We start from the raw sequence: 22,956 nt of genomic DNA, 5'->3' as shown, positions 1-22,956 counted from the left end.
ACTGTTAGCAACTGCCATCCATTTTTTAAGAAGATAAAATGTTTAAGCAAACCTTGTCTTCCATCTTCCGGTCAAAGATCATTGGCAGCAAATACAAAAAGTTTCACTTGTGTGAACCTTTTTAACTAATCAACACCTTCTGCCATTAGCAAACTGGTGCACAGTACCTCTTTACGGTAGAACTACATGTTAAATGTTTCCTTCGCGTTCGGGAGTGGTAAAATCATAAAAAACTCTAAACAAATTGCCGTCCGGATCAGCGGCTGTGAACTCATACAATCCCCATGGCTTTGATTCCGGAGCTGAAACAATCTTCGCCTGGCTGGCGCTCCAAAGCCCGAACAGTTCGTTGACCTGTTCCTTGCTGCCGAGATTGAGCCACACCAATACCGGCCCGGCATTGTGGTAATGCTCCCGGAAGGCGTTATTCGTGAGAAACATTCTGCATTGCCCTTTTGAGATCCCCGCAATCCCGCCACTCTCACCGCCCCAGTCTATACTGAAGCCAAGATTGTTCTCATAGTAGGCAACAGCCGCTTTCAGATCGCTTACCGGTATCTCCGGCACGGCGCCAGGAAATTCAAAGCTCATAGGGGTTTATTTTCAACAAAAATACAGCAGACGTTCCTATTACGTTCTGTTCCAATAAAAATAAGCTGCAGCTGTACTAAAATCAAGCGGTGAAAGCCGCGCGGTTCTTATCTATAAATTCAGCTAAGGTCATTGGGCCGTTGCCGGTAATTTTTTCTATCACATCATTCATATCCGGTGTACCAAAAAGATCGTCGCTGATAACATTCGCAAGGTGATTTTTAAAGTGATCACTTCCACCTAATCCCATTAAATCTGCCATTGACTGAACGCTATTTTGTTCGTAAACAATAGCCCTGTTTAAGCTCCGGCTAAATATTTCACCTATTTCTGTATAGCTTAAAAGTTGCGGTCTTTGTCATCAAACAATTATTGATGCCACAAAAACATACTAAAAAGTATATTAAATAGCTAAATCCCTTTTTTTGATCTTTAAATGACATAGCAGCTCATTGAACTTCAGGTATCATCTGAAACCGTATTTGACTACGAACATCACGGATTTGGATACAGGCTTTTGCGAAAACCAAAAGAATTTTGTGGCAACGTTATTTAACGATCTATAAGTGATCAGCTGCAATGATCATACAACGGAATAGCTGTCTACTCGTGCAACTTTAAGCCATCCAGGGCTTTATCAACCTTCCTGCTGTCACCATATACAATGATGCCGACCAGGTTTAATTCTTCGGTTTTGTAACGGCTAATAACCGCCAGGTTCTCTGCTTCATTTTTGGTCGCAAAAAGTTCACGGACATATATGCCGGTATGCAGCTCCCGGTCTTTTGCACGATTAAAGGCCCTTTTGATCTGATCCTGCGTTTCAGCATTGTAAACAAGCACAGGATACTTTAAAAAAGGAAGGTATGCATTTCCATCCGCATCTGTCAAGGGCGCTCCGTGCGCAGCAGGAAAGGCTATTGCTACAGAACTTGTTAAAAAAGATGCAACATTAAGTTTCTGCCATCCGGCCAATTCGTTTAAAATTACAATTGCTATTTTTTCTGTGTTCATATGTTAAATAAGTTTGTTTGCGCGCTCATTTTCATATACCAGCCTTCCTTTTATATCTGATAGCTGTTGAAGCGGCTACATCTAACCAATTACGTAAGTAATTACGCAATTTAATACATATCAGATAAACATCCAAAATCCCTGGTCAGGCCCAAAAGTAAGCCGATCCATATATTAACGTCCTTTGATATACATATCATCAAAATTGATCGTCAACTCGCTAAACAGTTTGATGAAATCCTGGCCAATGTTACCATAAAAGGTTTCCGAGGGATAGATCTTTTGGGAAAGGACATCAATACTGTCCAGCCTTACTTTCTTTTTGTCGAGCAGCAGGTCAATATAAGGAAGGGTTAGCACTTCTTTTTGCTGTGTTCCGCCCGCACCACCATATTCGGTTGTTGTCTTTACTCCATGGGCTAAAACAGCGCCTCTATACTTTTGAAAATACGCAGCAAACAGCATCGATCTGCCCGCCCCGAAATCAAAGGCAAACGGCAATATGTCCCCCTGAGTTGTTTTCAGCAATAAAACAGGATTTAAGCCATCAAGCGCCATATTGCGCAAAGCAGCAGCTGTTCCATTCACCGGTATTTTCATCTTCCCGTCCTGATAAAAATGGATCTCGTGAAGTTGTGCAATGATGGGGAAACCAATAATGATATTCATCTGAAAGTCAACCGGGGCAATGTATAAAACCGTATCCGGAACCACCTGGAATACAGCATGACGAACCAGGATATCTCCGAGGTACAAACTATCGGCAACCGCAAGACTGGTTTTAAACCGGAGGCCTGTAATACCACTTCCCTCATAATAAGAAACAGGTAATATCTTCAGCCGCAGCTTCGTAGCATAGGTTTGTGTAATGGCGGAAATATTGGCCCTGGTATCAAAGATAGCGTCATACCTGATACTGTCACGGCTCAGCGGTATCTCAACAATCCCGATCTTATTCCTCTTCCACCGGAGCTCGGTATTCCCTCTAATATACGTCTGCTGGGGCTGAACATCTTTTAGCCCATTATGAATAATGAACTTATTTTCAATATCCTCTGCCCTGCTGCTCTCCAGCAGGCGCCGGTAGGTTGTTAACAGCATATTGTCTGTTTCAGCTGCCTTTGCATACTGGAATAACTTGAAGTAGCTGTCTGTTTTCAGCAATAACATTTCCACCTTTAAGGTGTCTTCTAACTCAGCAGAAAAATTATCAAATAGGGAGTCAATATGTTGAACGGCCGCCTGATTGCGGTTGAAGGCATTATCTAAGTACGCCTGGAAATACAACCATTGCCCTCGTTTTATTTGCTGCCGGAGGAGGTATAATTGCCTCTCCAGGCGGAAGTAATCTTTTTCAGCAAGCAAATCATGCAACCGGAGATATGCACTCTTGCCTTTTGAGCTACCCTGCTGAGCAAAGCCTGGGTTATTTCCCACGGCAACAAAAAATAACAGGAAAAAGCAAAACAGGTATTTAAGTTGCATAGCGCTTAACATTTTGCAGCAATCCGGCATAGCAATTTAGGAATAAATAAAGAAAAGTAAACTGGCATATAATACCACTCAACAGCGAACACTTTAAATATTATAAATCATGATTGTAATGTTTTTTGTATTACCGCTAACGAACAGGCTTTGAGCAGTAGTGGCATTCCGTGTTCCATCAAGCTCCGAACCGGAATCGATTACCGGCTGTTTTATATGTTATGATGGTTAAGCCTTATCATACACCTGACTTCTTCTTTGTCATTAGCATACCATTCCACACAATATCCTTCAGGGTCAAGATTGGGTTGTTTAAGCAATTCATCAAATGTTTTGGCGATGCCTGTTTTATCTTTCCTGAAATCTTTTACAATAGCAGAAATATAGTCGCCTCTTTTAATAGTTAGTGTATCGAATTTATATTTTTCAGCCTCACCTGCGTATGTTTCTTCCGTGCCGGCCCGATAAATGATTTTGTTGTTTTCAGGTCTGGATATGCCAAAGTATTTTCTTTCTTTTGAAAAAGGCACCATAGCATGAAGTCTGTCGTGGGCTTCTTGAATGCCCTCCGGAAAAGACTTAGCCGTTATATAAAAAATCTTAACGTCGTTTTCAAGTTTGAATGTTTGCATTTTTTCTGTTTTTTATTAAACAAAAATATTTCAAAAAAACCTGATAGAATGGTTAGCTGCGACTCTTTATGAGGCTACTTTCGTCAAGTATTTTTCCACTAATTAGAATGTTGCCTCAACATTGCCGCTAACAATTATTATACGCAACTCCGGAGTCCAGGATATTCAAAAACTACGGTATCAATAGTAATGAATATCAGCCGTGCACAATTTTCGCATTTTTTTGAAAAAGTTGCGTAAATCCATTTACTAAATTTTCAATTGATGCATTAAAATGTATAAAAATCTTAAAATGTTTGGCCCCAAAGTCCAGGGTAAAAGTTCTGGCCGTGACGATCGACGGTTTAAAAGATCCGTTTAAGCCAGGCGGGACATCTGAGCACTCGCATATGTTTGTTGGACCACATGAGCATATTGTTGCCGATGCCGGACACAATGTACCACAGGAAGCTCCCGGAGTATTTGCTGATGCGATCCTAAAAGTTCATGGCTGATTGCAACAATGACTGTTTTAAAAGGTTACCCAAAAAGCCGTCGCCTCCCACTTCCGGATATCCTGGCCAATGGCTCTGCTGCAGCCAATGCCCGTAGCACAATCACCATCCCCGGCATTTGTCAGCAACTCCTCCATTGACAAACAAACGTCGCAGGTAACCGTATATCCTAACCCCTCCTCGCCAGGAAGAACATCTCACAAATTATCGTTCGCATGCTGATTGTAAGGAATCTTTTTACAGGCTTTTGAAGAAACATTATCTTTAGCTAAAGAAAAACAGCCGGACGATTACCACCGGCTGTTTTAAATATTAACCCGGCTCAGATAAAGATCTTAATTATTACAGCTTATAAAAATCACTTCCATTAACCCTTAAACATTCACCTATGCATCAAAAAGAGAGAATCCATTATTTAGACTGGCTGCGCATATCTGCTTTTGCTTTACTGATACTTTTTCACTCGTGGCAACCATTTAATAGCTTTCATTGGCTGATAAAAAGCCCTTACCAAACGGTGCTGGCAGATATTCTGACGGTCTTTTTCCATACCTGGCGGCTATACCTGATCTTCTTTGTCTCCGGTGTAGGCACTTTTCTGGCCTTAAGGTCGCGGGGAAATAAGTTTTTTACGGACAGGTTTCAAAGGCTGATCATTCCCTTTATATTTGGGATCATTGTAATTGTACCTTGCCAGTATTACTTTCAAAAATTACAGAAGTATCCCGGTACTTCATTTTTGAATTTCATAGCTCATTATCCGGGTTTTATTGCATCCCGGCCTTACAAATTCGACATTTTTCAATGGCTGCTTGAGCTGGGCATTCACCTATGGTATTTACCTTCTTTATTTATCATGACGGTAGCATTATATCCGTTATTCAACCGGATTAATTTGTCTCCGGCCGTAAGCGTGCTTACCCGGCGGCCACAATTACTATGGCTGTTCGTGCTGCCCTTCATTTTTACACTCATCCTGCTAAAGCCAATTTTTCCTGAATATACCAGTGTGACGGACTTTATTACTTATGCCATCATATTTTTGTATGGATTCTTCTTTATCAAACAGCATGTACAGCTCCTTCCTGTTCTACATAAGAACAGTACTATGCTGTTAATATCAGGCATTGCCAGCTCCTTACTTTTGATAGGATGCTTACTGAGTCCCTCATTAAGAAAAGCAGCCTTTAACCCATCTTATTCTATTAATCATGTTATCATCTCTATCCTTCTGGGATGCTCAGCCTTCACCTGGCCGCTGTACTTTGTGAGCCTGTTTTCCCGCAGGTTCAACTATAGTAATACATTATTACCGGAGCTAAATAAAAGTGTATTGCCTGTTTATATTATTCATCAAACAATTATCGTTGCTGGAGGTTTTTTCATTATAAAATATGTTGGCAATGGCCTTCTCGAATTTATTCTTATTGTCTTAACGACCTTTATGATCTCAATACCGGTTTATTTATTTATTAAAAGATTCGGTATAACCAGGTTTCTATTTGGGATGAGTGATAAAAGGGATAAGATCATCAGGGCTCAATTATCCCGGGAATGATCTGAAACACTATTTTTTTAAGTAATTCACTTTGTCATCAAAGCATTTCAATACTGCTGTCATGCCACGATGTAAGTATTGTTAACACCGGAAAAATAGAATAATAAACCACTTAATAACAAAAACCTCCATTTGCTCAACACTGTTACCCCGCTACTCTCAATATTTTAACTTGTGACATTATTCCCCAAATTGTTTAATCAAATTCAATTTAATATGTTTAGGCGCACACAATGGTTACTCATTTTCTTTTGCTACATTATTATGGCGGCCAGCTGCTCAAAAAAAGACGGCGTCAGCAAACCTGAAAATGGTACTGACACAACAGGTAACAACAATGGTACTGATACCACACATCTGCCAACTCAATCAGATATTACTGCAGTAGACAGCCAGGTAAATGTGTTCATGAATGCTTACAATGTTCCGGCTTTATCTATTGCCATCACCAAAGGAGAAAAATTGGTTTATGTAAAAGCATATGGTATGGCCGACAAGGAGAAGAGCCAGAAAGCCGACACGGGTGACTTATACCGCCTGGCAAGTTTATCAAAACAATTGACCTCAGTAGCCATCTTGAAGTTACTGGAGCAGGGCAAAATTTCACTGGACGCCACCGTATTTGGCAAAAGTGGTTTACTGGGAGAAAAGTATGGCACAACGCCCTATGTCCCTCATATCACAGAAATAACCGTAAGACAGTTACTGCACCATACCTCGGGTGGCTGGGGAAACTCAATTAATGATCCTATGTTTTCCAATCCTTCATTAACGGCGGATGCATTGATTACATGGACGCTGAATAACAGGCCGTTGGATCATATACCGGGCACCCACTACGACTATTCCAATTTTGGATACTGTATTTTAGGAAGGATCATTGAAAAAATCACCGGGCAGAATTATGAAGCCGCTGTAAAATCATTAGTATTAACACCTATTGGCGTTACTGATATGACCATCAGTGGAAATACGCTTGCCGACAGACTTCCTAAAGAAGTAAAATATTATGGACAGTCAGGAGAGGATCCATATATCTATAACATACGAAGAATGGACGCACATGGAGGTTGGCTGGCTTCTGCAAAGGATCTGGCTAAATTCCTTGTTTATGTAGATGGATTCACGGTACGGCCAGATATCATATCAAGTCAGACATTGGCCACGATGCTTACACCGTCTGCTGCAAACAGCGGCTATGCATGCGGATGGGCAGTAAATGGCAGTAATTATTTTCACCAGGGTAGCCTACCGGGTTCTGCGACCGAACAGGCGTGCACAAGCCAGGGTTATAATTTTGTTATTCTTACGAATACCCGCAGTTTTCAGGCTAATTTCTCGAATGACCTTGATCAGTTGTTTTGGAGAGCGCTGGCGAAAAATCCTTCATGGTCAGATACCGATCAGTTTAAATAATCGGGTATTTAAGTGTAGAACGCAAAGAAGCCGGAGAAAATATCTCCGGCTTCTTACTTCTAAAAGTCTATACTAACTGAGGATAAGATTTAAAATGGCAATCCATCGTAATTAGACTGATCAATAGATCCAAATATAGATTTTACATTATGGGGCTCAGCATATTCAATGATTTTTTCACTCTCTGTGACATCTACATAATTAAACTGTTGTGATTCCACAGGCTGATTCCATATCTCATGCTGTTTTTTGTATTCTTTCGGCGGTTCTTGAGAGAGAATAAAGTCTTTGCACTCTTTTTTGTTCCTTTTATAAGTGTCTTTTAATAAATAAAAGGTGGATATTTCATTAATTATTTGGTTCTGATTTGAGGTCATTTCAATAGATTGAACAAAAACATCTATCCCATTTTTACCGATCAAATCAACTTTTACAGGTACTAACAAACCAGGTACTTCTATATCTTGCCAACAGCCTGTTCCGTTTCAGGTGAGGAGAATGTTTGAGGTCATTGCTACTTTTCCCAAATATATGCTTACATCATAGATGTATGGACAGTAAGTTGCTACTAAGTTCGTTAAAACTCCGGTTTATTTCACAAGAGTGCTAGATGTTATTAAGGGAACTCCTGTAGGAAATTCGAGCAGCACCATCTTTGTAGTAGTACAATAGTTGAAAATAAATAGTACGTACTACGGGAAACCGTAAGGAAGCAAATAGGGGAACTATGACATTTGTATTGTTGAAAATATAGAGATACAGACAATGCTTAAAAATAGTTTTATACTCTCCAATTGAAAATTCATCACACCATATACAAATTAAATTCAACGTTTATGCCTGCATCTTACATTGAACACAGACCACACGCCTCAAGTGAGCATGTACCTACATCTCACTTTGTAATTGTAGTTAATGGACAGGAAACCGGACATTTTTCTTCCCAGCGTGAAGCTAAAGAAACTGCTTGCTCAAGAGGATATCACCCAGTACATGTTGCCAGAGTACGTCATTTACAAGATAGGGCACAACCAGCACACTGGCGGGTGGATCCCTGCTAAATTTCATGTAAAAACAAAAAACGCCGGAGGTATTACCTCTGGCGTTTTGCGATAAATCGTGTTTTCATATATCCTGCAAGCGAAGACAAAATATTAGTCTTTCAACCCGAGATACACTTTTGCCGCGGCATAATCGGACCAGTTTATTGAAGCAGCTAACCTTCCCTGGGTATTCCCAGGCACGATCATGTATCGGAATTGCTGATATTTCTTACCATTGGTAGTTACAGTACCTAGGTCCCCATTGGAGTACAACGAAATCCCCTGCGCGTAAGCCGAGAACTGTATGTAAAGACCTGATGGAGCATTATAAGGCAACGGGTAAATGACAGGATCGCTTGCATCCTTACTGTTGATATACAGCTTTACATCTGCGGTGTTCACCAGCGTCGGTGTGAGTTTAGGCACACCGATATCGGCAAAGTAACCTATTGTATCAATACCGCCGCCTGCTGTATGTATCGTATTTGGCTTAAACGGCACATCCAGCCATTCTGAATAGATCACAGTGCCAGAGGCATTATCACCTTTGGGGCCTTCCGGGCCAGCCGAACCAACAGGACCTTGCGGCCCTGCAGCGCCATCTTTGCCGCAGGATACATGAACATAACAAAAAAGAGTCCTGACAGCAGGACTACAAATGCAGCGGCTGAATCATTCAATTCTAAGATAAAAGCCTTTACAAATACTATGAGAGGGGTCAGAGATGTAGAATTCTTCTTGTTCAGGTTAGCTAAATTGTGTGCTTAAACTTATGGTCCCCCAAGATTTCATCTTGATCCGAAATTTAACTCTTACGGATCTAACAGTTTAGTCAGTTTTACTCTATTACATATGCGTCAGTAATAAGCTTATTGAGGTCATTGTATTTAATATAGCCGTACCCTTTATCTCCCCAACCATTTCCCCAGGCCATTTTAAATTTAACTAATTCCGAATTATCATTATATCCTACCAGCAACACACTGATGCCACCTGTAATTTGATCATTCAATTTAGGAGTAGGATAGATACCAGTACTTAAATTTAAAGATTGATAAACTGCCATTCCAGCAATGATGCAGTTTTTGGATGAGAGATAATTTTTCAAAGTAGACAGGTCTGTCTTTATTGTTTTCCAACCTAAAATTTTATAGTGGGTAGCATTAACAGCTGAAGATGGTGGTGATTTAGCAAAATCGCCTGCTTTATAGGGCCACATCTTTTCTTCAATGCCACCTGTTTTAGTAAGGAAATTTAATCCATCAGAGAAGAAAGCTCCTTCGTCTGAATTGTGGTTTATATTGTTGTAAATATATCGTGGGCTAAAAGTTATTCTAATATTATTCTTTCGGAATATATAGTACCCTAATGCATCCGCTAACGTAAACCCTAATGCACTTGCTTCACCACCCTGATCTCCTACTGATCCTACAAACGGAGAGAGATCTATGAATGGGAGATTTACCGTAGAAAAAGCAGTCGTGTCTATTTTATCGAAGTTACCATATCCATATTTCGATATATCTAATTTGCTTTTAGCATTCTCATAAAGGATTTGAAATTGTTTGGATAAAGTATCTTGTTGCTTTATTAAAAGCACTTCGACTTGTTTGTGGCTTTCGTTAATAATGATAGCATTTATTTTATCCTGGCTGAAGGTTTCAAGCTTTTTTGTCACGAGGTCTTTTGAGTAGTCAATGATAGATTTAACACCAATCAGCCCTGCTACAAACAAAGCGATGCCTCCCATTGTATACCAGTTAACGAGTTTCTCCTTTGCTTTTTTGAATACTTTATCGACAAGAAGTTCTTCTTCTAATTGCTTTAAGTCAACTAGTCTATCCCTAAGCCTGGTGTTTTCCTCTTCCAGTTGTTGTATTTTCTCTTCTGGGGTCATGATGTTGAGCAATATAATTAATCTAATCAGATTATAAATATCAGGTAGTTGGTATTTTTTACGTCCTGCTGGTAGTTTTAATTACATATTAATTATTATCCCAATAAACAAATATAGCTAACTCCATGTCAGAAACAAAAAATGACAAGTTCTATTAAAGGATACAAAATGTACTACAGAGCTAATAACGCGGTCCAGAGCGGACCTTGATACCTTAAAACAAGAAAAGGCCGGAGATATCTCCGACCTTTCCGCCTTCAGTGCCCAGAACAGGAATCGAACCTGCACTACCTTGCGATAACCAGATTTTGAGTCTAGCGCGTCTACCAATTCCGCCATCTGGGCAATCCTGCAATCGCGGGGACGCAAATGTAGAAAATTTTCCCGGAAACCCAAATAAAAATTCTGAATTAGGTTATTCCGTAAATTGGCCCATGCAAGTAACTGATTCCACCATCCACATCGGCCTTATACGGGAAGAAAAAATACCACACGATAACCGGGCCGCATTTACACCACAACAATGTCAATGGATCTTACAGAATTATCCCAACGTACAAATCACCGTACAGCCCTCGCCACACCGCTGCTTCACGGATAGCGAATACACGCAGGCGGGTATTCCCCTGGCAGAGAACCTCTCCCACTGCCACATTCTGCTGGGCATTAAAGAAGTACCCAAGGAAAAACTGCTCTCCGGCAAAACTTACCTCTTCTTTTCCCACACCAAAAAACAGCAGTCTAATAACCAGGCTATGCTACAGCATATCATAGACCAGCACATTACCCTGGTGGACTATGAGTGCTTGGTACATGAAGACGGGCAACGCATTCTGGGTTTCGGATTTTTTGCCGGCGTGGTAGGCGCGCATAATGGATTGCTGGCCTATGGCAAACGTACAGGACTGTTCACTTACCGCCCGGTGCATACCTGCCATGACCTGCAGGAGCTGATCAAACATTACTTTGGCATTAAGCTGCCGCCGCTAAAGATCGTGATCACCGGCTCCGGCCGCGTAGCCGCAGGCATCCTGGAAGTAATGGGTATGCTGGGTATAAAATACATTACCCCGGAGGAGTTCCTCATTAACAGCTACGCTTACCCCGTGTACACACAGCTGAAAGCCGGTGAGCTGTACCTGCGCCGCTCCGATAAAACCTATAGCCGGGACGATTTTCACACCAGCCCCGAAAATTATGAATGCCGCTTTCTGCCCTACGTTACGGCCAGCGATATTTTGATGAACGGCATCTATTGGGAAGAAGGTATAGCCCCGCTTTTCTCCTGGAACGATCTGGCTAAAGATAACTTCCGCATACAGGTGATTGCCGACATTACAGACGACACCAACGGCTCCATCCCCTGCAACCTGGGCGATTCTACCATTGCCGACCCCGTGTACGGCGTAGACCGTATTAGCCGGGAACGTACGGCCCCAGGCCTCTCCCGCTCCATAGACATGATGTGTGTAAGTAACCTCCCTAATGAGCTTCCCCGCGATGCCTCCCAGTACTTCGGCGATCAGCTGATGAAATACGTGTTTGAAGAGCTGCTGCAGCCCTACAGCACGATCATTGAAAATGCTACCATCGCTAAAAACGGGCAGCTCACAGAAAGATTCGCTTACCTGGAAGGATATGTGCGGGATCGGGTATCCGGCCAATGAATAGAAAACGTATCTTTACATCAGAGTCTTTTCCCCGTTATTCTATAATTAGAACAGTTTTATGCGCATTGCCAACGCCCCAATTATTGTAATCGCATTGCTATGCTGTATGATATTTGCCTGTAAAAGAGAGTTAAGCCAGGAGATACCATACCCCGGCGGCATTACAGATACCACAGGGACAGATACCACAGATACAACCGGCACTACTCCGCCGGATACATTGGTAAACATCGATAGCTTTGCCAACTTTGAGCTGGTGGTCAGCGAAGGGAAATGCGCCAATTTCCAGGTGCAGGGTAAGTATGTTTCCGGTGAATACTTAACGGAAAATGAAACGGTAACGCTGCAGGTGAATGTCATTACTCCCGGCAGGTGGTCCGTTGTCAGCGGCACTGTCAATGGCATAACCTTCTCCGACGTAGGCATTTTTACCACCACGGGCATACAAACTATTACCATTTACGGCGCCGGTGTTCCCGGAGAGTTCGGTACTACCCTGGTACCAGTGTCCGTAGGCACTACCAGCTGCAGTTTTCATGTGCCGGTCAGTGAACATTAGGGTTTATAAATAGAGGTAGTAAGGTTGCAGCAACACCACAAATTCCGGCGTATACACATTTTGCTTTTCATAAATAGCTAAGGATGTTACTGCCGGCGTAACTGCCTGCCGGCTGAAAATACCCACGGCACGGAAATACCCGTGCTGCACGCTTTGTTTCACTTCCAGTATTTGTTGAGGATAAAAACCAGCCGCTTCTGCCAGCTGCCTGAAGCCCGGGAACGCCGCATACGGCAGCAACACAGAAAAGCTGCCCCCCGGCTGCAAATGAGCGCTGATGGCTTGCAGCAGCGCCTCATAACTAAGTGTGGTAGTGTGCATGGCCTGGTTGCGCAGGGTATCGCCGCTTTTTAAGCTGCCTTCGTAAAAGGGAGGATTGGTAATGATATGATCGTATAATTGGGTAACCGGCAATGCGCGTATATCCGCCTGCGTTACCAGCAAATGCGCTGCCCAGGGCGATGCTGTAAAGTTTTGCCGCGCCTGCGCCGCTGCAGCAGTATCCAGCTCTATAGCAGTAATGCTGGCCGGTATTTGCTGGGCCAGCATCAGGCTTAACAAACCCGTACCGGTACCAATATCCAGGATCGTTCCTACAGGCTGCGTTAACAGGTATTGCGCTGTAAAAGCCCCCTGCAAACACGCATCCGTACACACTTTCATGGCGCATTCATCCTGCTGAACCCTAAACTGCTTAAACTGAAAATAGTTATTGGCCATCAAAAAATATACAGAGGCTTAAACATGCTGTAATCAAATCTCCGCTGCATTCCAATTCGTAATTAACTCAAAAACCCGCTCTCGCGCTCACCCCTGCTTCCAGCCCTGCAAAATCACCTGCCAGGTATTTATACCAGGCCGTCATGACAATCATGGCGGCATTATCCGTGCAATATTCAAATTTGGGAATATAGGTTTGCCAGCCGTGTTTTTCGCCATATTGCTGTAAAGCATTCCGCAGGCCGGAGTTAGCGCTTACACCGCCCGCAATGGCTATTTGCTGAATGCCGGTTTCCCTGGAGGCCTTTACCAGCTTATGCAGCAGTATGCTTACAATACGTTCCTGTACCGATGCGCAAATGTCGGCCAGGTTAGCCTGTACAAACCCGGGATCTTTCTGCTGGTGCTCCTGCAAAAAATACAGGATAGCGGTTTTTAATCCGCTGAAGCTGAAATTTAAACCCGGTATCTGCGGTTCGGGAAATTTGAAACGGGCAGCATTCCCTTCTTTCGCATATTTATCTATTAAAGGGCCACCGGGATAAGGCAAGCCCAATAGCTTGGCGCTTTTATCAAAAGCCTCTCCTGCCGCATCGTCCAGCGTTTCGCCGATTACCTGCATAGACAGCGGGCTATCGCAACGCACGATCTGGGTATGACCGCCGGATACCGTTAAACAAAGAAAAGGAAAGCTGGGTTTGGGATCGGCTATAAAGTTAGCCAGCACATGCGCCTGCATATGATGCACGGCTATCAGCGGTATATTTAAGGCCAGGGCCATGGCTTTGGCAAAACAGCTGCCTACCAGCAGGGAGCCTATCAGCCCGGGGGATTGGGTAAAGGCAATGGCGCTCAGTTCACTGCGGTCCACGCCGGCTTTCTTCAGGGCCATATCCACTACAGGTACAATATTCTCCTGGTGCGCGCGCGATGCCAGCTCAGGCACCACGCCCCCATATTGTTCATGTACGGTTTGATTGGCAATGATATTGCTTAACACCTTACCGTCAGTAAGTACGGCTGCACTGGTCTCGTCGCAGGAAGATTCTATAGCTAAAATATGTACGGACATGGGTGCAAAACTACAGCATTTGCAGCTTTTATTGCGCCTTAATACAGTCTATGCGCACCAGCTTACCTGACATGCAGGCCGACATTTGCCCGCGCAGCTCCGTATAATTTACCCGCACACGCTGGCCGGGTTGCAGGTGAAAGCTGGTATCTATAATGGCTAATGGCTGCAAACGGGTATGCGCACTGTCGTTCAGTACGATCATTAACCCGCAGCCATCCAGCCCTCTCATGTCCATTACAATGCCTTCATAACGGCAGTCGCGGGTATTGATCTGGTTAGTGGCAGAGCAGGAATAAGCAAAGGCGGCCAGGCAAAAGGCAGCAATGTATATACGAAGTTTCATACACAGACAATGTTTGATCATGAAAGCGCGAAGTTAATATTCCGCCCTCACTTTTCATGTTAATTGCTCCGGATGGCAACCACCGGATCCAGCTTGGAGGCAGAAAAAGCAGGTATAAACCCGGCCACAATGCCTACAACAGCTGATATGCTCAGGCCAAGCACAATGTTCTTAAGGGATAAGGTAATGGCAAAACTCTGGCTGCCGGATGCCAGTAACGTACCCGTATACACGATGAGCAATCCAAAGCCTCCGCCTATCAGGCACAATACAATTGCTTCCAGCAGAAATTCCATCATAATTACGCTGCGGCGCGCACCAATGGCCTTTTTCAGCCCAATGATGTTGGTACGTTCCTTCACGGTTACAAACATAATATTGGCAATACCAAAGCCACCCACTATCAGGGCAAATATGGCGATGATCCCCCCGGCAACATTCATGATAGAAAACAGCCCGTTCAGGTTATCGCTCAGGGTAGTGATCTCATTCAGGGAGAAATCATCTTCCTCACGTGGCCGTAAACGGTGCATGGCGCGTTCAACGCCCCGCAGCTCGTCTTTCAGCTGTACCAGGGGCACATTGGGCGCTGCTTTCACCATAATATAAGGATCGCCAAAACGGCGTTCATCCATAATAGTACGTCCGTAACCGTAAGGCACTATCACGGCGTTATCATAATTAATACCGCCCAGCAGACTTTCCCCCTTTTTCTTCAGCAGTCCGATCACTTTACAGGGGCGGCCGGCCACCTGCACCACCTTATTCAATGCGGCTTCCGAACTGCCGAATAGCCCTTCCCAGATGTTGGCGCCCAATATCACTACGTTGGAGCTGTTCTCATTACCTGTAAAATAACGCCCGTTAATGATCGCCGGGTTCTGGATCTTATCAAAATCCTGTGATACCGCCATCACCTCTACCCCATCCATATAATCGTCCCGGTACTCTATTTTTTTACTGTAGGCCGAAAAAGCAAATGCAGCAGAAGAAGCGCTCTGCACTTTATCCTGTATCACCTTCAGCTCCTTGTGCTCAGGTTCCGGACGGTTCATGTATTTCCACCAGGGATATTCGCCCCCGCCGCCCCAGGGCCATTTCTGTATATAGATCACATCACTGCCCAATGCCTGTACATCGCTGCGGATGTTGTTTTCCATACTGTCTGTAACGGTAAAAACGGCAATAATGCAAAAGATGCCAATGGTAATGCCCAGTAAGGAGAGAAAAGTGCGTAGCTTATTCACTTTCAGCTCCAGCAGCGCCATTTTAAGGCTGTTCCATAGTATTTTAAGGGTAGCTAACATATTCCAAATATAAACTATTAAGTTAATAGTTAAGTAGTCCATGGTCCATAGTCGATGGTCCATGGCAGTTTGCAATACTACCCCCGCTGCGTTACCGGCCAGGCCATGAGCCACTTCACCACGATCCAGGCTATGGACCATCGACTATGGACCATGGACCCAAAAATTTTACCTATTTTTGCACCCATTTTACAAAAACTACGAATGAAGTACTCCAGCGAGATCAACAAACGGAAAACATTTGCCATCATAGCCCACCCGGATGCCGGTAAAACCACCTTAACGGAGAAATTCCTGTTATTCGGCGGCGCCATACAAACAGCCGGTGCGGTAAAATCCAATAAGATCAAGAAACACACCACCTCTGACTTTATGGAAATTGAGCGGCAGCGCGGTATCTCCGTGGCTACCTCCGTGATGACCTTTGAATACCGCGATGTGCTGGTAAACCTGCTGGATACCCCCGGTCACAAAGACTTTGCAGAAGATACCTACCGCACCCTTACCGCGGTAGACAGCGTAGTACTGGTAATTGACTGTGTAAAGGGCGTGGAAGAGCAAACTGAAAAGCTCATGGAAGTATGCCGTATGCGCGATACCCCCGTGATCATTTTCGTGAACAAAATGGACCGCGACGGTAAAAACCCCTTTGACCTGCTGGACGAGCTGGAAGAAAAGCTTAACATCAAAGTACGGCCTCTGAGCTGGCCCATTAACGGCGGAACAGATTTCAAAGGCGTGTACAACCTCTATAACAAAAGCTTTGTATCCTTTTTGCCCAATAAAAAGGCTACAGATGATGATATTGTGCCGCTGGCCGATCTCAGCTCATCTTATGTGGATGAACACTTTTCCGCCAAAGATGCCGCCCAGCTGCGCAATGATGTAGAGCTGATAGAAGGCGTATATGATCCCTTTGATAATAAGCCCTACCTGGAAGGCAAACAGGCCCCCGTGTTCTTTGGCAGCGCGGTGAATAACTTTGGGGTAAAAGACCTGTTGGATACTTTTGTGGAGATAGCGCCTGTACCCCGCGACCGGGAAGCCAGCACCCGCCCTATTGCCGTAGGGGAAGACAAGTTCAGCGGCTTTATATTTAAGATCCATGCCAACCTGGATCCCCGCCACCGCGACCGTATTGCATTCCTGCGGGTATGCTCCGGCCGCTTTGAGCGTAACAAATTTTACCACCACGTACGCCTGGATAAAGATGTGCGCTTCAGCAACCCCTACACCTTCCTGGCCCGTGAAAAGAACGTGGTGGATGATGCCTACCCCGGCGATGTGGTAGGCCTTTTTGATACCGGCAACTTTAAGATAGGCGATACCCTTACAGAAGGCGAATCTTTTTACTTCACCGGCATTCCCAGCTTTTCACCGGAGCTGTTCAAAGAGCTGGTGAATAAGGATCCCATGAAAACCAAACAGCTGGAAAAAGGTATCCGCCAGCTAACGGACGAGGGGGTGGCCCAGCTGTTCACCCAGCATGGTGGCAACCGCAAGATCATAGGCTGCGTGGGTGACCTGCAGTTTGAAGTGATCCAGTACCGCCTGTTGCAGGAATACGGAGCAGCCTGCCAGTTCAATACCCTGCCCTTTTACAAAGCCTGCTGGATTACCGGCAACAAACAGAAGATCGAAGAATTTACCCGTTTTAAACAGGCTAACATAGTAGAGGATAAGGACGGCCACCTGGTATACCTGGCCCAGTCTGAATGGTACCTGAATACAGAACGTACTAACAACCCGGAAATAGAGTTTCACTTTACTTCGGAAATACATAAATAATAAGTACCGCCAAGATACATAAAGTAATTTTATATATCTTGGCGGCTTATCTTGTATGCTTTTATGAAGGAAATTTATCAAACCCTATCCCAATACGGTGAGTTTTTTAACCCTGCAAAAGTAATAGGAGGCGCTGTATTTTATGGTATTGCCGCCTTGCTGATCACACTGATATTACTGATCATCTTCCGTAAAAAAATACTGGCGCCCCGCTCTCACAAAGTCTTACAGGTGCTGGCTTATACCTACTTTATCTTATTACCGCTGCTGGCAGGTTTCTTCTTCATGAAATGGGGCTTCTTTAACAGTATGCGGAAAGATATCAAAGCCCATACAGCAATATATATCAGTCATATTCCATCCACCTTTGATGCGCAAACATCTGCAGCCGTAAAGGCATTCCTGCAGGATCAGCATATCTCCCTGGCAACGCTTAGCTCAGATCAGCTGATAGATGCGGTAGCAGAAGTTATTTACACACAGTATAATATACTGCTGGAAAAACAAGCTTCCCTGAAACAGGGCAGCAACCTGCTTTTATCCTGGGCGTTGAAAATTTCAAAAGGCCAGGGAATAGCCCGGCTCATGAAAAATACCATCCACAAAATGTTAAAGGAAAAGCTGGGCCTTGATGAAAGTGTAAGCAAGGAACTAATGGCTTCGCGTATTGATGAAGTATTACGTACCGGGTTCTTTGCAAAGATCACCTTAATACAGGCCGATCATTTCCTGAAAGGTATTCAGAAAGGTATCCTCATTACCTTTTTCATCCTGCTATGCATTCCATTGGCAGAAATTCTAATAGCTCATTATTTGCTCCGTAAGAAAATGGCGGCGCTGGCAGTAGCACCGCAACCCGTTGCCACAAAGGCTTAACGGCTAAACACCTTTTACCGCAAAAGCATCTTTCCGCTTCGCGTAAATCGTTTTCCCGAATGCATAAATGCCTTATGCAGTGTACTCTTATTTTTGCATCATTCAATTAACACGTGGTAAAGCAATTTGCTTTCTTGAAATAGCAACGTAGTTTAATTTGAGTTGGTCGTACAAAAAAAGCCGCACCTGTTCCCGGGAGCGGCTTTCCTTAATTACGAATTACTTAATTACAAATTACGAATGGATTGTGTTTTGTTGAGAACATTCACAATTGTATTGCTAATTCGTAATTACCACAAAAACCTCCTGTACTAATTGTAATTAGTCATAATTCAATACAACGGCTTCATTCGCTGCATTCAATTCGTAATTAAAAACGTTCTACTTCTCTTCCTTGTTATACTGAAACAAAAACTCCCCCACCGTATTTCCCTGCTTGCCTTCCACCTTCACATCCAGGTGTGTTTCACTTTTCCAGCGATAGGTGATCTTTTTAGGGAAATCATTGGCGGGATTCTCTGCTATAAAGCCAATGGGTTTTAATACGGTGAGCTTAACGCGTGCCGGTGTATTATTAGCCTGCCCGGTCATAACAGGAATATAATAAATGCCGTCTGTGGCGCGCACCAGCTGCATGCTTTCCTGCAGGCTGCTATCCCGGCCAACAATACGCCAGGTGTGCCCCTGCCAGGTGGAGTCATTTACCTTATGCCACTGCTCCGTGATCACACTTTCCCGGGTACGCATGTTCCAGGTACCTTCCAGCAGGTTTAAATAATGAAAGTTTTCGGTACGGGCCTGCCCCATAGCCGTAGCGCCCCACAGCATCAATAGCAGGAACAGGCTACTGCTGCACCACCGCTTCTTCTCCATATATCTGGTGTTTGTATTTCAGGGAGGGCGATGCTATAAAAGGCCCCAGGTCAAGCGCTTTCCACTTTTCATCCACCTTGCGGATGGTAGCATCATCTGCCACAATAATATTGGGCCAGTCACGCTCAAAGTTATCCAGGATGCGGGTTTTCAGCGTACCGTCAAAGCCAATGCCCGCCCTTCTTTTGCCATTGGGCAATGGCAGGTTCACTACAAAGCTGTCGCGTTTAGGATCCAGGTTATTACAAAACCGCCACAGGGCAGATGGCAGGTCGCTTACATCCACGGTATGCTCTACATACAGCACCATTTTGATACCTGCCATTTCCGGCAGTTCATATAAACGGTCGTTCAGCTCTTTAATATGAAAAGGCCGGTTCTTTTCTACTGCTACCAGCAAACAGGAAATATCCATTTTCAGCAGCGCTGCATTCACTCCCTTTATTTCCGGAAACCGCTCCATTAAAACCGCTTCCTTCAATTCGTAATTCGTAATTCCTAATTCGTAATTCTCATCTATTTCCTCTTCATACTTCTTCGTTCCATCAATACACATTTTACCGCCAAAACCCATTTTAGAACAGGAATGGTCCAGCACATCCATAGGGCCCTGGCTTAAATAAATATCCGTAGCGGGGTTCAGGTGGCGGAACACATATTGCGCCAGCTGTTTATAATCCTGTATGCCGGTGCCTTCGTCCGTTACTACCAGTATTTTATTGAACATCATTTGCCCGGCGCCCCACATGGCGTTCATCACTTTCTGTGCCTGGCCGGCATAATCTTTTTTGATCTGCGCAATTACCAGGTTATGGAACACGCCTTCCACCGGCATATCCATATCCACTATTTCCGGTACCAATGTCATTTTTATAGGCGCCAGGAAAATACGTTCAGTGGCCTTGCCTATCCAGGCGTCTTCCTGCGGCGGTATGCCTACTATCGTTGAGGGATATACGGCATCTTTGCGATGGGTAATGCAGGTTACATGAAAACGCGGGTACCAGTCGGCCAGGGAATAATAACCGGTATGGTCGCCAAAAGGCCCTTCCCATATCAGCTCTTCTCCGGGGTCTACATATCCTTCTATTACAAAATCCGCATCCGCAGGTACTTCCAGCTCCGGCTGGGTTATACATTTCACCAGCTCCACTTTCCGCTTGCGCAGGAAACCGGCCAGCATATATTCATCCACATTTTCCGGTAAAGGCGCCGTAGCAGAATAGGTATATACCGGATCGCCACCCAGTATAACTGCTACGGGCATACGTTTGTTAAGCTTTTTGTACTCCATAAAGTGTTTGGCGCTCACTTTATGTTTATGCCAGTGCATACCGGTCATGGTTTTATCAAACACCTGCATGCGGTACATGCCCACATTACGGCTGCCATTGTTCGGGTCTTTGGTATGTATCACCGGCAGCGTTATAAATGGGCCGCCATCCTTAGGCCAGCATTGCATTACCGGCAGTTTGGCAAGGTCAGGGTCGGCCATCACTACTTCCTGGCAGCTACCTTTGCCGCTTACCACTTTCGGCATCCAGGACGCAAACTGGCTAAGCTTGGGCAGCATAGATAATTTATCCAGGATGCTTTCTTTGGGTTTTGACAGCATTTTAAACAGCCCTTCGATCTCCGAGGCCACATCATCCAGCTCCTGCACGCCCAGCGCCAGGCACATACGTTTATAGCTGCCCATTGAGTTGATCAGCACCGGAAAATCATATCCCGTGTTCTCAAACAGCAGGGCCTTGCCCCCGCCCGGCGATTTGCTTACCCGGTCGGTGATTTCAGCTATTTCCAGCTTAGGATCTACATAAGTTTTGATGCGTATCAGCTCTCCCGCCTTTTCCAGCGTATCAATGAAGTGTTTTAAATGCTTGTATGACATAGCGAAATGAAAAGACAAAGTAAGCTTAAAAATATGTCAATAAAAAATGTCCCGTCACGGAACTAATCCATGACGGGACTTTACCTATTTCAATCTTCATCTAAACATTTCAGACAGCACAAGGCATTTTCACAATATATAATTAACGGACAAATGTAACACCCGCATTAATCACCACGTGTGCACGTGGTCTTGCCGGGTAATAAACTACAGGTGGTGGTGGCGGAGGGGCAACATATACCGGCGGGCCATATACTACCGGGCGTTCATACACTACTACCCTGCGGTCCCTGCACTCATTGTAATACCCGCCATAATAACGGCGGTCATCGCAACGGTCTCTTTTCCAATGTTTGTAATGTCCCGGAGGTCCATAACCCCAGCCCCCTCGTTGTGCCTGAGCAGATAATACGATGCCCCCTAACAGCAGCATCATGAATAGTACGCGTTTCATGCTGTTTCAATTTTAGTTCTTAGTAATTGTTGTGAGCAGATGGTGGATGCTACCTAGAGAATGGTCAAAGGTGGATTGTGTTTTTCGGTTTGCCGGTTGATGGATTTAAGTGAGCAATGATACGGTGTATATTTATAACAGGTAGTTGAAGCGTCCCTCCTGGCGGGCCTTTCTGGTTCTTACTCTCTTCGCGTTTTCTGATCCTTATGGCAGTTGCCGGCGGGTCATTCGCTTCTTATACACCTGTTCTGTTGTATATATTTCAAAGAGTATGCCAAATAAAAAAATCCCGTCAACAAGATAGTTGACGGGATACCTTTTTTTTATTGTGGACTTTGTTGGGGGCGAATGATTGTACGCATAACCAACAAGTACTATGCCAAAATGGGTGCTGCTGTACTTAGTATTTGGGACAGCTGGAAAACTTTTGTTTGCCGAACATACCGCCACCGCCTATACGATAAGTGAGGGTTAAGCCGGAAAAAATGTACCAGTCCTTATTTTTATCAGATCCCCGGATAGTACCGTCTGCAGGGTAAGTGCCGGGCGTAATGCCTTTGGTGTTCACCTCATCGCCACGGTAGGCAAAGTTAACGGCCTCCTGCCCTCTCCAGTATTTTAACCGGGTGGCTTCGTCAACATAGGTTTTGCTTACATCATCCAGGTAATCGGTAAAGGTTTTACGGAAACCAATTTCCAGACCCAGGGTCCAGGTATCATTCAGCATCACCTTTATACCAGCGCCAAAAGGAATGGCAAACTGGTGCAGTGCATATTGCCTTCTGTCCGGGTATTCCGCAAGGTTTTGTCCTTCAGTGCTCAGGCGGCGCAAAGGAACCGTATTGCCCAGCGAATCTTTTGTAGTAGGGTAGAACTGGAAAAGTGCGATCCCCCCAAATACATAGGGAGTAAACCCTTTCTCGTAAATATCCAGGAAATTAAATTCTGCGATGAAATGCCCATCCCATATCACAGAACGGAAGCTCAGGTTGCGCGCGATCAATGCCTTACTTTCATTGGTGCTGTCGGCGCCTGCAATGTGGCCCCAGTTAAGACCAGCCCGTAAGGTCAGATAACGGTTGATGTCTCTTTTTACCATCAGGCCCAGCGCAGGACGTGTATACTTCATATCTACCCGCTGCTGTGCAAGATCGCCGCTGTAATTACTGATTCCGGCAAAGCCACCAATATGCCAGTCTTGTGCAAACGTGCTGAGTGGGGCCAGAAAACTAAGCAATAGTACCCATTTGATCTGTTTCAACTTGATAAG

At 44.4% G+C, this 22,956-nt stretch carries 23 protein-coding genes and 1 tRNA gene; 7 read left to right on the top strand and 17 right to left on the bottom strand.

What is annotated here, in order from left to right; translation table 11 throughout:
* Positions 1–189: 189 nt before the first annotated feature.
* The 5 genes from BMZ54_RS19890 to BMZ54_RS19870 all read right to left on the bottom strand — a co-directional run bounded on the left by BMZ54_RS19890 (position 190) and on the right by BMZ54_RS19870 (position 3,722).
* Positions 190–591 (bottom strand): VOC family protein, encoded by a 402-nt coding sequence (locus tag BMZ54_RS19890; RefSeq protein ID WP_089916050.1) that lies wholly within the window; start codon positions 589–591, stop codon positions 190–192.
* A gap of 82 nt (positions 592–673) precedes the next feature.
* Positions 674–853, bottom strand: a complete 180-nt coding sequence (locus tag BMZ54_RS19885) for a hypothetical protein (RefSeq protein WP_089916047.1) — start codon at positions 851–853, stop codon at positions 674–676.
* A gap of 341 nt (positions 854–1,194) precedes the next feature.
* The gene (locus tag BMZ54_RS19880) at positions 1,195–1,605 is read right to left on the bottom strand and encodes a DUF2000 domain-containing protein (RefSeq protein WP_089916046.1); all 411 of its coding nucleotides are present in this window, start codon (positions 1,603–1,605) and stop codon (positions 1,195–1,197) included.
* A 174-nt stretch (positions 1,606–1,779) separates the two neighbouring features.
* Positions 1,780–3,090 (bottom strand): pepsin/retropepsin-like aspartic protease family protein, encoded by a 1,311-nt coding sequence (locus BMZ54_RS19875; RefSeq protein ID WP_162277614.1) that lies wholly within the window; start codon positions 3,088–3,090, stop codon positions 1,780–1,782.
* Between the two features lie 212 nt (positions 3,091–3,302).
* A complete protein-coding gene (locus BMZ54_RS19870; protein WP_089916041.1) occupies positions 3,303–3,722 on the bottom strand; it encodes a transcriptional regulator in 420 nt (139 codons plus the stop codon).
* 882 nt (positions 3,723–4,604) lie between these two features.
* On the opposite strand from BMZ54_RS19870, the gene BMZ54_RS33575 reads away from it, so the two are divergent.
* Positions 4,605–5,774: an acyltransferase family protein gene (locus tag BMZ54_RS33575; RefSeq protein ID WP_089916036.1), complete on the top strand. Its 1,170-nt coding sequence runs from the start codon at positions 4,605–4,607 to the stop codon at positions 5,772–5,774.
* A gap of 216 nt (positions 5,775–5,990) precedes the next feature.
* Positions 5,991–7,190 (top strand): serine hydrolase domain-containing protein, encoded by a 1,200-nt coding sequence (locus BMZ54_RS19855; RefSeq protein WP_089916034.1) that lies wholly within the window; start codon positions 5,991–5,993, stop codon positions 7,188–7,190.
* A gap of 89 nt (positions 7,191–7,279) precedes the next feature.
* Here BMZ54_RS19855 and BMZ54_RS19850 read toward each other — a convergent pair whose 3' ends face one another.
* Both BMZ54_RS19850 and BMZ54_RS19840 read right to left on the bottom strand, forming a co-directional pair.
* Complete coding sequence (locus BMZ54_RS19850; protein ID WP_143081080.1) at positions 7,280–7,636, bottom strand: hypothetical protein; 357 nt, start codon at positions 7,634–7,636, stop codon at positions 7,280–7,282.
* 708 nt (positions 7,637–8,344) lie between these two features.
* Positions 8,345–8,758: a hypothetical protein gene (locus BMZ54_RS19840; protein ID WP_089916027.1), complete on the bottom strand. Its 414-nt coding sequence runs from the start codon at positions 8,756–8,758 to the stop codon at positions 8,345–8,347.
* 93 nt (positions 8,759–8,851) lie between these two features.
* On the opposite strand from BMZ54_RS19840, the gene BMZ54_RS33480 reads away from it, so the two are divergent.
* Positions 8,852–9,001, top strand: coding sequence for a transposase (locus BMZ54_RS33480; RefSeq protein WP_143081079.1), 150 nt, complete (start codon positions 8,852–8,854; stop codon positions 8,999–9,001).
* Between the two features lie 70 nt (positions 9,002–9,071).
* On the opposite strand, the gene BMZ54_RS19835 is transcribed toward BMZ54_RS33480, so the two are convergent.
* Together BMZ54_RS19835 and BMZ54_RS19830 are read right to left on the bottom strand one after the other, a co-directional pair.
* Positions 9,072–10,130, bottom strand: coding sequence for a C1 family peptidase (locus tag BMZ54_RS19835; protein ID WP_089916025.1), 1,059 nt, complete (start codon positions 10,128–10,130; stop codon positions 9,072–9,074).
* Positions 10,131–10,391: 261 nt separating this feature from the next.
* Positions 10,392–10,475: transfer RNA gene (locus tag BMZ54_RS19830), tRNA-Leu, on the bottom strand.
* Between the two features lie 89 nt (positions 10,476–10,564).
* On the opposite strand from BMZ54_RS19830, the gene BMZ54_RS19825 reads away from it, so the two are divergent.
* Positions 10,565–11,797: an NAD(P)-dependent oxidoreductase gene (locus tag BMZ54_RS19825; RefSeq protein WP_089916023.1), complete on the top strand. Its 1,233-nt coding sequence runs from the start codon at positions 10,565–10,567 to the stop codon at positions 11,795–11,797.
* Positions 11,798–11,906: 109 nt separating this feature from the next.
* On the top strand, positions 11,907–12,359 hold the full coding sequence (locus tag BMZ54_RS19820; RefSeq protein ID WP_089916021.1) for a hypothetical protein: 453 nt from the start codon (positions 11,907–11,909) through the stop codon (positions 12,357–12,359).
* Between the two features lie 3 nt (positions 12,360–12,362).
* On the opposite strand, the gene BMZ54_RS19815 is transcribed toward BMZ54_RS19820, so the two are convergent.
* From BMZ54_RS19815 to BMZ54_RS19800, 4 genes are all read right to left on the bottom strand, one after another.
* A complete protein-coding gene (locus BMZ54_RS19815) occupies positions 12,363–13,022 on the bottom strand; it encodes a tRNA1(Val) (adenine(37)-N6)-methyltransferase (RefSeq protein ID WP_202909307.1) in 660 nt (219 codons plus the stop codon).
* A gap of 124 nt (positions 13,023–13,146) precedes the next feature.
* Positions 13,147–14,151 carry a tRNA (adenosine(37)-N6)-threonylcarbamoyltransferase complex transferase subunit TsaD gene (gene tsaD, locus BMZ54_RS19810; RefSeq protein WP_089916017.1) on the bottom strand — a complete coding sequence of 335 codons (1,005 nt, stop codon included), beginning with the start codon at positions 14,149–14,151 and terminating at the stop codon, positions 13,147–13,149.
* 28 nt (positions 14,152–14,179) lie between these two features.
* On the bottom strand, positions 14,180–14,497 hold the full coding sequence (locus tag BMZ54_RS19805) for a hypothetical protein (RefSeq protein ID WP_089916014.1): 318 nt from the start codon (positions 14,495–14,497) through the stop codon (positions 14,180–14,182).
* A 59-nt stretch (positions 14,498–14,556) separates the two neighbouring features.
* Positions 14,557–15,804, bottom strand: coding sequence for an ABC transporter permease (locus BMZ54_RS19800; protein ID WP_162277613.1), 1,248 nt, complete (start codon positions 15,802–15,804; stop codon positions 14,557–14,559).
* A 204-nt stretch (positions 15,805–16,008) separates the two neighbouring features.
* On the opposite strand from BMZ54_RS19800, the gene BMZ54_RS19795 reads away from it, so the two are divergent.
* A complete protein-coding gene (locus BMZ54_RS19795; RefSeq protein ID WP_089916008.1) occupies positions 16,009–17,592 on the top strand; it encodes a peptide chain release factor 3 in 1,584 nt (527 codons plus the stop codon).
* 63 nt (positions 17,593–17,655) lie between these two features.
* Positions 17,656–18,468 (top strand): hypothetical protein, encoded by an 813-nt coding sequence (locus BMZ54_RS19790; protein ID WP_143081078.1) that lies wholly within the window; start codon positions 17,656–17,658, stop codon positions 18,466–18,468.
* Between the two features lie 381 nt (positions 18,469–18,849).
* On the opposite strand, the gene BMZ54_RS19785 is transcribed toward BMZ54_RS19790, so the two are convergent.
* The 4 genes from BMZ54_RS19785 to porG form a co-directional block, all read right to left on the bottom strand.
* Positions 18,850–19,341 carry a DUF6265 family protein gene (locus tag BMZ54_RS19785; protein WP_089916002.1) on the bottom strand — a complete coding sequence of 164 codons (492 nt, stop codon included), beginning with the start codon at positions 19,339–19,341 and terminating at the stop codon, positions 18,850–18,852.
* Positions 19,313–21,232, bottom strand: a complete 1,920-nt coding sequence (locus BMZ54_RS19780) for a menaquinone biosynthesis decarboxylase (protein ID WP_089915998.1) — start codon at positions 21,230–21,232, stop codon at positions 19,313–19,315. Before BMZ54_RS19780 ends, BMZ54_RS19785 begins: the two co-directional genes overlap by 29 nt.
* 142 nt (positions 21,233–21,374) lie before the next feature.
* Positions 21,375–21,686 carry a hypothetical protein gene (locus BMZ54_RS19775; RefSeq protein WP_143081077.1) on the bottom strand — a complete coding sequence of 104 codons (312 nt, stop codon included), beginning with the start codon at positions 21,684–21,686 and terminating at the stop codon, positions 21,375–21,377.
* A gap of 400 nt (positions 21,687–22,086) precedes the next feature.
* Positions 22,087–22,947 (bottom strand): type IX secretion system protein PorG, encoded by an 861-nt coding sequence (gene porG / locus BMZ54_RS19770; RefSeq protein WP_089915992.1) that lies wholly within the window; start codon positions 22,945–22,947, stop codon positions 22,087–22,089.
* Between the last annotated feature and the right edge of the window lie 9 nt (positions 22,948–22,956).

It is taken from the genome of Chitinophaga rupis, assembly GCF_900109685.1.
GTDB lineage: Bacteria > Bacteroidota > Bacteroidia > Chitinophagales > Chitinophagaceae > Chitinophaga > Chitinophaga rupis.
Note: the sequence above shows the minus strand (reverse complement) of the source record. Positions and strands in the feature narration are given on the sequence as shown.